General features: G+C 62.9%; 11 protein-coding genes. 1 reads left to right on the plus strand and 10 read right to left on the minus strand.

All coding sequences use genetic code 11. The features are described 5' to 3' along the window. Window positions 1-556: 556 nt before the first annotated feature. Genes CK944_RS17780 through CK944_RS17800 form a run of 5 tightly spaced genes read right to left on the minus strand, consistent with a single transcriptional unit; the run spans window position 557 to window position 6,065 of the window. Window positions 557-2,161, minus strand: coding sequence for an FGGY-family carbohydrate kinase (locus tag CK944_RS17780; protein ID WP_103174421.1), 1,605 nt, complete (start codon window positions 2,159-2,161; stop codon window positions 557-559). 12 nt (window positions 2,162-2,173) lie between these two features. Further along, a complete protein-coding gene (locus CK944_RS17785) occupies window positions 2,174-2,902 on the minus strand; it encodes an SDR family oxidoreductase (RefSeq protein WP_103174422.1) in 729 nt (242 codons plus the stop codon). Window positions 2,903-2,915: 13 nt separating this feature from the next. Continuing rightward, entirely contained in the window at window positions 2,916-4,163 is a 1,248-nt protein-coding gene (locus CK944_RS17790; RefSeq protein WP_103174423.1) for a sugar ABC transporter permease, read from the minus strand. After that, window positions 4,160-4,957 carry an ATP-binding cassette domain-containing protein gene (locus CK944_RS17795; protein WP_103174424.1) on the minus strand — a complete coding sequence of 266 codons (798 nt, stop codon included), beginning with the start codon at window positions 4,955-4,957 and terminating at the stop codon, window positions 4,160-4,162. Before CK944_RS17795 ends, CK944_RS17790 begins: the two co-directional genes overlap by 4 nt. A 58-nt stretch (window positions 4,958-5,015) precedes the next feature. Next, complete coding sequence (locus CK944_RS17800) at window positions 5,016-6,065, minus strand: sugar ABC transporter substrate-binding protein (protein ID WP_103174425.1); 1,050 nt, start codon at window positions 6,063-6,065, stop codon at window positions 5,016-5,018. A gap of 241 nt (window positions 6,066-6,306) precedes the next feature. On the opposite strand from CK944_RS17800, the gene CK944_RS17805 reads away from it, so the two are divergent. Beyond that, the gene (locus tag CK944_RS17805; protein ID WP_103174426.1) at window positions 6,307-7,320 is read left to right on the plus strand and encodes a LacI family DNA-binding transcriptional regulator; all 1,014 of its coding nucleotides are present in this window, start codon (window positions 6,307-6,309) and stop codon (window positions 7,318-7,320) included. Between the two features lie 194 nt (window positions 7,321-7,514). On the opposite strand, the gene CK944_RS24375 is transcribed toward CK944_RS17805, so the two are convergent. The 5 genes from CK944_RS24375 to CK944_RS17830 are packed head-to-tail and all read right to left on the minus strand — an operon-like array spanning window position 7,515 to window position 12,583. Further along, a complete protein-coding gene (locus CK944_RS24375; RefSeq protein WP_205049090.1) occupies window positions 7,515-7,742 on the minus strand; it encodes a transposase in 228 nt (75 codons plus the stop codon). Window positions 7,743-7,801: 59 nt separating this feature from the next. Further along, entirely contained in the window at window positions 7,802-8,449 is a 648-nt protein-coding gene (gene otnC, locus CK944_RS17815) for a 3-oxo-tetronate 4-phosphate decarboxylase (RefSeq protein ID WP_103174427.1), read from the minus strand. Then, the gene (gene otnK / locus CK944_RS17820) at window positions 8,446-9,684 is read right to left on the minus strand and encodes a 3-oxo-tetronate kinase (protein WP_103174428.1); all 1,239 of its coding nucleotides are present in this window, start codon (window positions 9,682-9,684) and stop codon (window positions 8,446-8,448) included. The genes otnC and otnK overlap by 4 nt, the downstream gene beginning before the upstream one ends. Window position 9,685: 1 nt before the next feature. Then, complete coding sequence (locus CK944_RS17825; protein WP_103174429.1) at window positions 9,686-11,068, minus strand: NAD(P)H-dependent oxidoreductase; 1,383 nt, start codon at window positions 11,066-11,068, stop codon at window positions 9,686-9,688. Window positions 11,069-11,077: 9 nt separating this feature from the next. After that, a complete protein-coding gene (locus tag CK944_RS17830) occupies window positions 11,078-12,583 on the minus strand; it encodes a tripartite tricarboxylate transporter permease (RefSeq protein WP_103174430.1) in 1,506 nt (501 codons plus the stop codon). Window positions 12,584-12,594: the final 11 nt, after the last annotated feature.

A 12,594-nucleotide genomic window follows, 5' to 3' on the forward strand; every position in this document is an offset into this window, starting at 1 on the left:
GACGGTCCTCGGCGTAGCCTTACTGCTGAACCGCGCGGTGGCCGTGATGAAGCTGCGCGGACCGCAGGGGCTCTCATCCTGACACAGTCACTCGGGCGTCCGCTAGAAGGCTATTTCTATTATCATGGTGTTCGTGGCACCCTTCTGCGGCAGCTTGGGTGCATAGACGAGGCCCGCGAAGCCTTTGGCCGTGCCCTCGCCCTCGTCAACACACCTGCGGAAGCGAAGCATATCCGAGAGCAACTGGAGCATCTGCAACCAGGACCTGCGGAGCCGCCGCCGCAGTGAAGCCGCTATCCTCGTCCTCATCGGAAGAACGGACGGGCGGTATCCCGCCTGTAATCAATTCGGCTTGCAAACTTCCGGGTAGAAAGCGCCATGAGGTCAGACAGATGTCGGGCATACGATGGGTAATGATAACTGTGGCCCAAAACATTGCCACCGCCCAATTAATAAAGAACATCCCAACAATGCAGGCTGCAGGCTGACACACAGTGTCTTTTATTTGTTCGCTGAAGGTTTGAATATTCAGAAAAGCAGTTGCTTCCGCATCAGATCACACCTCGCGACCCTCTCTCAGCGCGGACTGGAGGGCGCAAAAGGTTACGAACCGCATGTCGTGCAGCCGGTTCGCTTCCATGTTAGGCTGATATTCCGCGCCTGGCCGAGACATGGCGGCCATGGCATGCGACATGTCGGGGAAGTGCGCTGCCGCAACTGCACCGATAATGGCTGATCCTAGCAGGACCGGCTCGGCTGCATCGCTGGCAAGCACCGGCCTGCCCGTACCATCCGCCAGGATCTGGCGAACGATGTTCAACTGCCCTGCGCCACCCGAGATGACGATCCGGTCTACATGCGCCCCAACCTTGTCCTGTGTCTCGATGATCTGTCGCAAGCCATAGGCGATCCCGCACAATCCGGCGACATAGAGCGACATCAGGCTATCGAGGTCACGTTCCATTCCCAGCCCCGCGACAATTGCCCGCGCATGGGGATCGGCAAAGGGGGCACGATTGCCAAGAAACTCTGGAACGACATGAAGTCCCTTCGCCAGCGATACCGCATCGGAAAGGCTGGCGACCCTGGCAGCCGCCTGCTCGGCAAGCCATATCGGCAGCGGTTGCCCCGCAGCTTTCGCGGCCGTCTCTGCCTCTGGCGCGGCGGGGTGGAAGGCCAGCAGTTGCTCAATCGCGGCGCCCGCAGCAGATTGCCCGCCTTCGTTCAGCCACATGCCTGGGACCATGGCTTGATAATAGGGGCCCCAGACACCCGACACGAACACGGGATCGCGCGTCGTCGTCATCGTACAGGACGAGGTTCCGAAGACATAGGCGAGGTTGCTTTCCGCAGTTCCGACCATGCCTACGGTTCCGATCCCCCCGGCGTGGGCATCGATCAGTCCGGCCGCCACCGGAATGCCCGCCCGCAGACCAAGATCGGCGGCGGCATCGGCAGTCAGCCCTTGGCCGAGCGGAGTTCCCGGCGCGACGACCTGTTGGCCAATCCGGGCAAATCCATCATCCGCTAGATCATCAAGGCCGATTGCGCGAAAATAGCTGGGGTCCCAGCGGTCTTCATGCGCCAGATAGGTCCATTTGCAGGTCACCGTGCAACTGGAGCGGGCCGGATCGCCGGTCGCTCGCCAGCTGAGGTAATCGGCCAGATCAAAGAACTGCCATGCCTTTGCATAGGTCTGCGGCATGTTCTCGCGCAACCACAAAAGCTTAGGCGTTTCCATTTCGGGCGAGATGACATTCCCGACATAACGCAGCACCGGGTGGCCCTGCGCATTGATCCGTTCCGCCTGCGTGACGGCGCGGTGGTCCATCCAGACGATGATGTTGCGCGCCGGGTCGCCCGACCTGCTGACGGTCAGCGGCTGCCCGTCCCGGCCCAGAACCACCAGCGAACAGGTCGCGTCAAAGCCTATACCGGCGACGGCACCTGCATCCACGCGTGCCGCCCCGACCGCCTCGCGCGTGGCTGCGCAGACGGCGGACCAGATATCGTCACTGGACTGTTCGGCAATATCGGCGCCTTCGCGCCACAAGGTGATGTCGCGCTTGGCGCTGGACAGCATCCGGCCTGTCACATCGAACAGGCCCGCCCGGGCGCTGCCGGTGCCCACATCGATCCCCAGAAAGATTTGATCTGTCATTCTCGGCCTCTCTTACAGATCAACGCTATTGGGCAGGATCACCAGGTCCCGGATCACCACACCCTTAGGTCGAGTCAGCATGAACAGCACCGCCTCGGCCACTTCGGTCGGCTGCATCAGAGATCCGTTTGCCAGGGCCTCCTCCATCTTGGCCTTGGGCCAGTCATCCAGAAGGGCCGTGACCACCGGTCCCGGCAGGACCGCGCCCATTCGCACGCCATGTGGCGCCACCTGCCGACGTGTCGCATGCAGGAACGCCTGCACCGCGAATTTCGAGGCGGTATAGACCGGCTCCCACACGACCGGCACGACGCCCGCCACCGACGAGGTAAAGATGATGTCTCCGGTCTTGCGTTCGATCATGCCGGGCAGGACGGCGCGAACGCTGCGGAAGGCTGCGTTGATGTTGAGATTCAGCATCCGGTCCCAGGCATCGGGATTGCCCTGGGCCGCAGGGCCGCCGATATAGGCGCCGGCATTGGCATGGAAGATATCGACGGGGCCAACCAGTTCCGCGATCCGGTCGGCGATCGTATCCACTTGCGGGCCGTCCAGCAGGTCGATCACCAGCGGATGCGCGTTTGGGCCGATTTCGGCGCACAGCCGTTCCAGCCGGTCGGCGGCGCGGTCGATCAAAACCACGCGGGCACCGGCATTTGCCATTGCGCGCGCGCATTCCAGCCCGATCCCTGAAGCCGCGCCGGTGACCGCGGCAACCCTGCCGTTCAATTGTTCAGCCATGTCTTCTCCTTCCTTATGCGCGCCCGTGGCTTGCGCGCGACTGACGCGCCAGCGAGTCGACAATCACCGCAACCGCCAGCACAGCTCCGGTAATCATGTAGCGGAGCGACGAGCTGAGGTTCAGCAGTGTCAGCCCGTTCGAGATTGCCTGGATGACGATCACGCCCAACAGCGCCGACCAGGCGGACCCGCGCCCGCCGAACAGCGAGGTTCCCCCGATCACTGCGGCGGCGATGGCGTTCAGGTTCACGTCCCCCGTCCCCGCCTGCTGGCTTGACGAAGCCAGCCGCGAGGCGGCCAGCATCCCCCCAAGTGCCGCCAGGGTTGAACACAGCATAAAGGCCGAAATGCGGATACGGTGCACGTCGATGCCGGACCGGCGAGCGGCCTCGCGATTGCCGCCCACGGCAAACATGGCGCGACCCCATTTCGTGCGGGTCAGAGCATAGTTCATCCCCACCACCAGTGCCACGAACAGGCCGAACATCCACGGAATGCCGCGCCCCTGGTTCAGGTAATGGACCGCGACAAGCAAAAGCACGGTGAGAATGCCGGATTTCGCCAGCAGGACCGACATGCCTCCGGGGTTCGACAGATTCACGGCGGCGCGCCTGCGCATCCGGTCGATGCCCAGCCACAGCATCAGCGCGCCGGGCGCAATGGCCAGCAGATAGCTGAACCACGCAGGCATGACATAGATCTGCCCGAAACGGACCATGACCGAGGCATAGGGCAGGTTGATCGAACCGGTCGATCCCAGCAGATATAGCTGAAGACCGAGCATCGCCAGAAGCCCCGCCAGCGTAGAGACAAAGCTGGGCATTCCGAAGCGGTTGAGCAGCGTCGCATAAACCAGCCCCATGAAAGCGCCGGCCGCAAGCGCAACCAGGATCGCCAGCGGGACCGGCAGCCCTATCTTGACCCAGATCACGCCCAGGATGGCCGAGGCAAGTCCGCTCATCGAGCCGACTGACAAGTCGATCTCGCCCAGGATTAGGACGCAGACGATGCCCAGCGAGATGCAGCCAACGGCGGCCGCGTCGAATAGAAGGTTCGCCAGGTTGTTCGGCGCCAGGAAGACCGGGTTCAGCGACCAGAAGACCGTGGCGATCAGCACCAGGCCGACGATGACGGGCAGCATCCCCAGATCGCCCGACCGGACCCGATCGATGAACCCGCGGATCGCACCCAAGAGGCCTTCATCGTGCCGCACGCGGCTGTCTGACCGGTCCAGGGCAGGCTGGCTGTTCGGCTGGGTCATGTTAGGTCTCCCGCAGGTTCCAGTTTGCGCGCCTGGCGGCGCGACACTGCGTTTTCAGTGGCCCCCGTGATGGCGGCGATCAGGTCGGAATTCGAATCGGCGGCCGTGAAGACGCCGTTGTTGCGGCCTAGACGCAGGACGACGATGCGGTCGGCGACCGCGCGTACGTCCTCCATGTTGTGCGAGATCAGGATGACCCCCAAGCCGCGGTCGCGCACCCGTTCGATCAGGTTCAGCACCTCGGCTGTCTGCGCAACGCCCAGTGCGGCAGTCGGCTCGTCCAGCATGATGATGCGCGGATTGGTCAGCAGCGACCGCGCAATGGCAACGGTCTGGCGCTGCCCGCCCGACAAAGAGGCAATGGGTTCGCGGACCGACGGAATGCGGGCCGAAAGCTCGCGCAGCAGCGTCCAGGCCTGAACCTCCATCTGCACCTCGTCCAAGGCCCAGGGCGACAATTCCTGACCCAGGAACAGGTTCGCCACCACATCCAGGTTCTCGCACAGGGCCAGATCCTGAAACACCGTAGCGATGCCCAGTTCGATTGCCTTTCCCGGGCTGTCCATCGACACAGGCTTGCCCATGAACTCGATCATGCCGCTGCTCGGCTGATGGACTCCTGCCAGCACCTTGACCAGCGTGGACTTGCCGGCGCCGTTATCTCCGACCAAGGCCACAACTTCGCCCGGATACACGTCCAGCTCGATATCTTCCAAGGCCTGCACGGCGCCAAACTGCTTAGATACTCCGCGCAACTTCAAAATCGGCTGTGCTGAACTCTGGCTCTCGGCCATCACCTGCCTCCTTCCCCAAAAGACGCGCGGGCGCCCAGGGCGCACGCGCGGTATCGCGTTACTGAAGAATGCCCAGTTCGCGGCAGGCATCTGCGTAATCGGCGGTGCAGACCTCCTCGGGCGTCTGGATGCCCTTGTCGAAGATCTCTGCCTTGATGTTCTCACGCGTGACCACGGCAGGGACGAACAACTCTGACGGCGTGTCATACAGCGTGGTCTTCGCCTCGGGCGTTTCGCCCTTCAGGAAGGCCACCGCAACTTCGGCGGCGGCACGCGCCACGATCTCGGACGGTTTCGAGATGGTGTTGTACTGATCGCCCGCGATGATCAGTTGCAGCGCGGCGATGGTCGCGTCGTTGCCCGTGACCGGCGGCAGCGGATCAACGCCCGCAGCCTTCAGCGCGGCAATGGCGCCGCCGGCGGTGCCGTCATTAGCCGCGACGATGCCCTTGATGTCAGCGCCGAAGCGGTTGATCTGACCGGCCGTGAATTCCTGCGCCTTGGGCGGCGCCCAGTCCGGCGTGTCGTATTCGGCCAAGGTCTTGTATTCTGATGCATCCAGTGCCGCATCAATACCGTCGCGGATCAGGCCGGCGGCCGCGTCGGTGGGCGAGCCGTTGATCTGCAGCACCCCTGCCCCAGCGGGCACGCCTTCGGCCTTCATATGATCGACCAGCGACTGCGCGATGGCCTGACCGATCCCCTTGTTGTCGAACGACACATAGTAATCCGCCGGCATGTCCGGGATGGGCCGGTCATAGGCAATGACCCTCACGTCCTGGGACTGGGCCATCTGCACCAGCCCAGCCGCCGCCGCCGAATCCACCGGGTCCAGCACCACGATCTTCGCGCCCTGTGCGATGACCGAGTTGAACTGCTGCTGCTGCAGCGACACATCCGCATTGGCGTTCTGATAGATTACCGTGCAGTCGGGGCACAGCTCCTCGAGCGCGGCTTTGAAGCCCGGAAAATCGTGCTGCTCATAGCGGGTCGAGGCTTGGTCGGGCATCAGGAAGGCGATAGTCGCAGCCTCCTGAGCCAAGGCCGTGCCAGCCAGCAGCGTCGTGGCAACAAACGATGCCGCCGCGATCGGGAATGTCGATGTCATCCTTGTCTCCTCCTCATGTCGGGGCGGGTCCTGTGCCCAACCGGCGCCACCAGATCAGGGCGTTCGGTCGCCGAGCATAGGTCGCATCCACGAATATGCAGACGCCCTCCTCCTGGATTGCGCCATCGATACAGCATGTATGCTCAATCGATGAAGCAAAATTGTCTTAGGTTGTTTTTCCTGTCAAGGTGCCAAGACAGCCAGTCCTGCTACGCCGAAGCTTTCTTGCGACGAGAATCCCATGGCCGAGATCGATGACAGTCCCCCGCGCCGGCCCACGATCTACGATCTGGCCCAGATCGCTGGCACTAGCCCCAGTGCAGTCAGCGCCGTTCTGAACGGCAGCTGGAAAAAGCGCCGCATCAGCACCCGCCTGGCCGAGCGGATCAGCCGGATCGCCGAAGAACAGGGCTATGCAGTGAACCTACAGGCCAGCATGTTGCGCCGCGAACGTTCCCGCATCATCGGCATGATCATCCCGAAATACGACAACCGCTATTTCGGCGCCATCGCTGAAGGCTTTGAAGCGATGGCCCGCGAGCGCGGCTTGTTCCCCGTCATAACCTGCACGCAACGCGACCCCGCGCTTGAAGTGGAAGCCGCACGCGAGATGATGTCCTATCAGGCAGAATGCCTGATTGCGACAGGGGCCACTGACCCGGACCGGATCGCCAACATCTGCACATCGGCCGGTGTGCGCAGCATCAATCTGGATCTTCCGGGAACCACGGCGCCGTCAGTGGTCTCGGACAACTTTCAAGCCGCGCGGGACCTGACCAGGTTTATCCTGGAGCGCATAAAGCAGGATTTCGGCGTCTTGGCCCCGCTTTATTTCATCGGCGGCCGCGCACAGGATCATAACACGCGAGAACGCCTTCGCGGGTTTATCTGCGCCCACGAAGACATGGGCCTTACGGTGCCTTCCGCCTACTGCTTCATGCATGGCTATTCGGCAAGCAAGACCGAAGCGGCGCTTGCCGAAACCGGGATCGACGAGCGTTGTGGAATGTTCATCAACTCCACGATTGCCTTGGAGGGATTTGTCCGCTGGTTCCACAGCCTGGCGGCCCCTCCTGAGTTCCGCTTCGGGTGCTTCGATTGGGACCCTTTCGCACGCTTCCTGCCGCAAAACATCGGCATGATGCGTCAAGACGTCGATACCATGCTGGCCAAGGTATTTGAATTCGTGGAGCACGCGCCGTCTGGCACGGTGAACATCAAAATCCCCTGCATCTTCGAAGCTGCAAATGGTTGAGGGCGAGTTTTGATGTCGGAGAAGATCCTGTGTTTGATCTCATAGGTTGGTAGCGTGATCCTTTTTGGCGAATCGTAGGACGCCCTCCTGCACGATCAATCTGACTGACTGAAAGCTTCGCTTCACACGGTCCGACGATCTTGGCCGCGACTGTCCGATCTTCTATGTATTCCATGTCCGGTTCATCCGTCAGTTCATCGGATCCACTTAAAGACATGAGCTTTTCGCCGGTCGATGAACCGCCAAAAGATCGTCCTCACATCGCCCAACCGTCCAGGCAGATCCTGCCTTGGGCTGCCTGTCCGTGCAATCCACAGCACTGCTTCGATAAACAATCGATTGTGACAGCCGCTACGCCCAGAAACGGCCCGATTGCCCGAGCAACACGGTTCTATCATCGCCCATTCGGCGTCCGTCAGCATATTGCGATTCAGACTGGGTGTGAATCACATCCACGCTGCCTTGTGGATCTCCACAGGCCCTAGATCCCCCACGCTACATCATGAATGCGGATCAGTCCCGCCACCTGCTCGGGCGTCAGTATATTGTGAGTCGTCCTGCGCAGAAGCATGGCTAGGCGGGCGGTGGCCTCAAGTTCCTCAATGGCGTTGCAAGCGGCTTCCAAGTCAAGGCCCGCCACGACGGGGCCGTGATTCGCCAGCATCACAGCCGACCGCTTGCCTGCCAGTCCGCGCACCGCATCGCCAATGGCAGGATCGCCGGGTCGAAAATAAGGCAGCAGCTTGACCCTGCCCAGTTGCATGACAGCATAAGGGGTGATCGGCGGCAGGAAGTCGTCTGCATCTACATCAGGCAGCGTGGACAGGGCAACGGAATGGCAGGAATGCAGGTGGACCACCGCCGCCGTACGGCCTCTTGTTTCATAAAAGGCCGTGTGCAGCGGCATTTCCTTGGTCGGCTTGTCCCCGCCGACATGCAGCCCGGCTGCGTCAAAACGCGACAGGCGCGCGGGATCGAGCCTGCCGAAGCTTGTCCCGGTGGGGCTGACCAGCAGCCCTCCATCCTCAGTCCGGGCGCTGATATTTCCGGTCGAGCCATGCGTCAGGCCTCGGTCGTATAGTGACCCGGCTAGACTGCAGATGCGTTCTCGCAGGGCCGCGTCGCTCATCCCTCCAGCCTCGCAGCGGCTTTGGCAAAGAAGTCCTCGGCACCAAAGTTGCCCGACTTGAGCGCCATGACGAGATTGTCTCGTACGCGGATGGCAGGCACGCCCGGATCGATCTCGGGTCCGATCTCAAGGGTATCAACCGACAGCCCCTCAACGACAGCGCCGGATGTTTCGCCGCCCGCCGTGATCAGGCGGGTCACACCCCCCGCAACCAGCAGGCGAGCGCATTCGGCAAAGAAGGCATCCAGCCGGGCGGCGACGATCTGGCTTCCGTGATGGTCCTGCACGGCGCGCACGGCGTCGGGATCGGCCGAGGAATAGACCAGCGGCAGGCCCGTCTGCGAAAGCGCCCAGGCTGCCGCATCGCGCGCAGTCATGTCGTCGCGCAGCAGCGCCCGCGGATCGATTTCCAAGGCGGGGCTGCCTTCTGCGATATGGCGCTCCACCTGCCCTCGCGTGGCGCGAGAACAGGAGCCTGACAACACCGCTGCCGGTCCCGCTTGTCCCCGCCACTGCGGCCCATGTGCGGAAGAAAGCCCCTGAGCCCGGAAGTTGCCCGGCAACCCGAGCGCGATCCCCGATCCCCCGGTCAGCAGCACCTCATTGGACACCGCCTGCCCCAGCACCAAAAGGTCCTCGTCACGGATGGCATCCGCAACCACAAAGCGATGATCTTGCGCCCGCAAGGCAGCGCGGACCGCGTCGGGTCCATGCAAGACGGTCGCCGCGGGAACATGGCCCACGCCTTCGTCTACCTGCTGGCCAAGCCAACGGCGCAGGTCGGGATCGGTCATGGGGGTCAGTGGGTGGTTCTCCATCCCGCTTTCAGACAGCAGACAGTCGCCCACGAACAGATGGCCCTGATAGATCGTGCGCCCGGCAGCGGGGAAGGCAGGGCAGAAGATGACCCGGTTGGCGTTCAGCGCATTGGCAAGGGCTGCGGCCACTGGTCCAATATTGCCCTGCGGGGTCGAATCGAAGGTCGAGCAATACTTGAACAGGAACTGCCGACAGCCCTGCGCGCGCAGCCAGTCCAGAGCCTCCAACGACAGACGCACGGCGTCCGCCACGGGCATGGTGCGCGACTTCAACGCGACGATGCCTGCCTCGACATCCGGCGCAGCGGGGCGTGCCGGCGTGCCTGAATACTGCACCACCCGCATCCCGGCCTTGGCCAAAGTGTTGCCCAGATCGGACGAGCCGGTAAAGTCATCCCCGATGCAGCCCAGCAGCATATCAGAACCAGTCCGTGATTGCGTCCTGCGCCGCGCGCAGGCGATAGAGTTCGGATCCCGTATCCAGATCCACGTCGCCGCAAAGGATCATCTGCCCCGCCTTCACACCGCGTTTCAAACGACGCCCTGACAGCAGATAATATGGGATCGGCGTATCATCCGAAAGCGCGTGGGCTGGCGTCATCCGGCCCGAGACGTTCTGGATCGTATGGTGATGCCCTTCCGCCACCAGCAGCGACCCCGCGGGCAGGTCGGCATCGGCGTGGGCGGTCAGATCCATAACCGGACGGGGTTTCTCGGCCCCCGAGGAGACGCCCAGCAGCGCCACCTCGAAGACCGTAGTTGCAGCTTCCATGCCCAGCAGGTGACGCGGCAAGCCGATCATCGCGGTCTTGCCGTTGCGGGCTACCACATGGCCTTTGTCGCGCAGCATCGCCCACGTCTCGTCATCCTCGCAGACGACGGTGACGAAGACGCCACCGGCAAAGCTGGCCTCGCCCGGCAGGCGCAGGCAGTTGAAGACCTCAAGCTGGCCTTGGCCGGTCAGCAATCCCCCGTCTGCGACGGGTGCCATCAGGTCAGCCAGTTCGGCGATGCGGGCGATAGGGGCATGGTAATCGGGGCGATCCGGGGCCATCCCCAAGGCATTGGCGACCACCACCATTTCGCAGAGGTCGGGGACCGCGCGCTGCGGCAGGGGCACTAGGCGAGCGCGGGCCGCGGCGACTTTGGGCCATGGGCGGTCGCCCGCGTCCAGCCAGTCGCCAAAACCCGGCGCATCGACTGTGACCCCGTTGCTGGTGATTTCTTCGGTCGCGGAGTTGAAGACGAAATCATACTCGCTGGACTTGCCGGCCGCGACGATCCGCAGCCCAATGACCTGCGCCCAAGTCGCAAGCCCGATCAGCAGGCTCGGCTGGTCCCCGTCGATGGGCGACACGACGACACCACGTTCGGCTGCCATCCGCGCGAGGATTGGGCCAACCACGCTGTCGGTTTCCTTGGTAACCATGACGACATGCTTGCCGGCCTCGATGGCCAGGCGGGCGTGGCGGGCGCCGGCCTCAGGGTTGCCGGTGGCTTCCAGCACGACGTCGATGGGAAGATCAGCCACAATCGCCAGATCGGCGACGGCAATGGGGCGGCCTGCGTCCCAGGCAGCACATGCGGATGCACGATCATGGCATTCGGCAATATCCGTGACCCCGACCGAAGCCAGCACCGCCGCCGCGGTGGCTGCGTCGCGGTCGACCGCCACGCGGCAGTTCAACCCCTTTACATGCCGGGCCTGCGCCAGGAAGCTGCGACCAAAGCCACCGGTGCCCACGATGACACATTCCACCGTTCGGGTGTCAACACCCGCGAAATAGCGATGATGGTTCATGCTCTTTCCTTATTCGACCGGAACTTGGCGCCGAAAGCGCGATCCGAAAGCGACCAGTTTGGGGAGCACCAGCAGGGCAATGCCCAGCACCATGATGCTGCTGACTAGCGGATTGGCGAAGAAGATGCTCAACGATCCATCGGAAAGCACCATCGACTGGTGGAACGCGTTTTCTGCCTTGTGGCCCAGCACCATCGCCAGAACCAGCGGCGCCAGAGGATAGTCCAGGCGGCTGAACAGATACCCTACCAGCCCGAAGACCAGAACCACCCACAGATCGAAGGTTGCGTTCGACACCGTGTAAGCGCCCACGAAGCAGATCGCGACGATCATCGGCCCGATGATTGTAAAGGGGATGCGCAGCAAAGCTGCAAACATGGGCACCGTGGCCAAGACCAGCACCACGCCGATCAGGTTGGACACATACATGCTGGCGATCAGGCCCCAGACAAAGTCGGGCTGGGTCGCGAACAGCATCGGTCCCGGCGTCAGACCCCAGATCATCAGCCCGCCCATCATCACGGCGGCCGTGGCCGACGAGGGCACGCCAAGCGCTAGCATCGGCAGCATCGCGCAGGATCCGGCACTGTGGTCAGCCGTTTCCGGGGCAACGATGCCTTCCGGGCGGCCGGTTCCAAAGGCCGCGCCCTTGCGGGACGAGGACCGGGCGATGCCATAGCTCATGAACGAGGCAGCGGTCGGGCCGCCTGGCGTGATGCCCATCCAGATGCCGATCAGGCCAGACCGGATATAGGTCGCCCAATACCGCGGCAGTTCGGCGATAGTCTTCAAAACATCGCGCAGGTCGATCTTGGACGCGACGCCGCGGAAGCGCAGTCCTTCCTGCACGGTGGACAGAAGCTCGCCGATGCCGAACAGGCCAATGACGACAACCAGGAAGCTGATACCGCCCAGCAGATCCTCGAAGCCGAAGGTCAGGCGGATCGAACCCGTGACGCTATCCATACCCACGGACGCCAGCAGCAGGCCCGCTGCAAGCGATACCATGGTCTTCATGGGTGCGGCGCTGCCCATGCCGATGAAGGCAGCGAAGGCCAGGAAGTAGACCGCGAAATATTCCGGCGCGCCGAATTTCAGGGCAAATTGCGATGCCCAGCCAGCCAGCAACGTGATGACGATCACGCCAAGCAGCGCACCAAAGCCCGCCGACATGAAAGCAAGGGTCAGCGCGCGGGTCGACTGCCCCGACCGCGCCATGGGATAGCCGTCGAATGTCGTGGCGACCGAAGACGGTTCGCCGGGGATGTTGAACAGGATCGACGTCGTCGATCCGCCGAACAGCGCACCCCAATACATCGACGACAGCAGAATGATCGCCGAGGTCGGGTCAAGCGCGAAGGTCAGCGGGATCAGCAGCGACACGCCGTTGGGTGCGCCAAGCCCGGGCAGGACGCCCACGATCAGGCCCATCAGGACGCCGCCCACCATCAGCATCAGGTGCATCGGCGTGATGGCGATGCCGAAGCCGTGCATGAGAAGATCGAAGTTTGCCATGATCCGCCCTC

This window comes from Paracoccus sp. SY (assembly GCF_002901215.1).
GTDB classification, from domain to species: domain Bacteria; phylum Pseudomonadota; class Alphaproteobacteria; order Rhodobacterales; family Rhodobacteraceae; genus Paracoccus; species Paracoccus acridae.

Bases quoted from the DNA above. Each gene is read 5' to 3' on its own strand.
- CK944_RS17780 (WP_103174421.1), bottom strand. From the start codon at position 2,161: ATGACAGATCAAATCTTTCTGGGGATCGATGTGGGCACCGGCAGCGCC.
- CK944_RS17785 (WP_103174422.1), bottom strand. From the start codon at position 2,902: ATGGCTGAACAATTGAACGGCAGGGTTGCCGCGGTCACCGGCGCGGCT.
- CK944_RS17790 (WP_103174423.1), bottom strand. From the start codon at position 4,163: ATGACCCAGCCGAACAGCCAGCCTGCCCTGGACCGGTCAGACAGCCGC.
- CK944_RS17795 (WP_103174424.1), bottom strand. From the start codon at position 4,957: ATGGCCGAGAGCCAGAGTTCAGCACAGCCGATTTTGAAGTTGCGCGGA.
- CK944_RS17800 (WP_103174425.1), bottom strand. From the start codon at position 6,065: ATGACATCGACATTCCCGATCGCGGCGGCATCGTTTGTTGCCACGACG.
- CK944_RS17805 (WP_103174426.1), top strand. From the start codon at position 6,307: ATGGCCGAGATCGATGACAGTCCCCCGCGCCGGCCCACGATCTACGAT.
- CK944_RS24375 (WP_205049090.1), bottom strand. From the start codon at position 7,742: ATGCTGACGGACGCCGAATGGGCGATGATAGAACCGTGTTGCTCGGGC.
- otnC (WP_103174427.1), bottom strand. From the start codon at position 8,449: ATGAGCGACGCGGCCCTGCGAGAACGCATCTGCAGTCTAGCCGGGTCA.
- otnK (WP_103174428.1), bottom strand. From the start codon at position 9,684: ATGCTGCTGGGCTGCATCGGGGATGACTTTACCGGCTCGTCCGATCTG.
- CK944_RS17825 (WP_103174429.1), bottom strand. From the start codon at position 11,068: ATGAACCATCATCGCTATTTCGCGGGTGTTGACACCCGAACGGTGGAA.
- CK944_RS17830 (WP_103174430.1), bottom strand. From the start codon at position 12,583: ATGGCAAACTTCGATCTTCTCATGCACGGCTTCGGCATCGCCATCACG.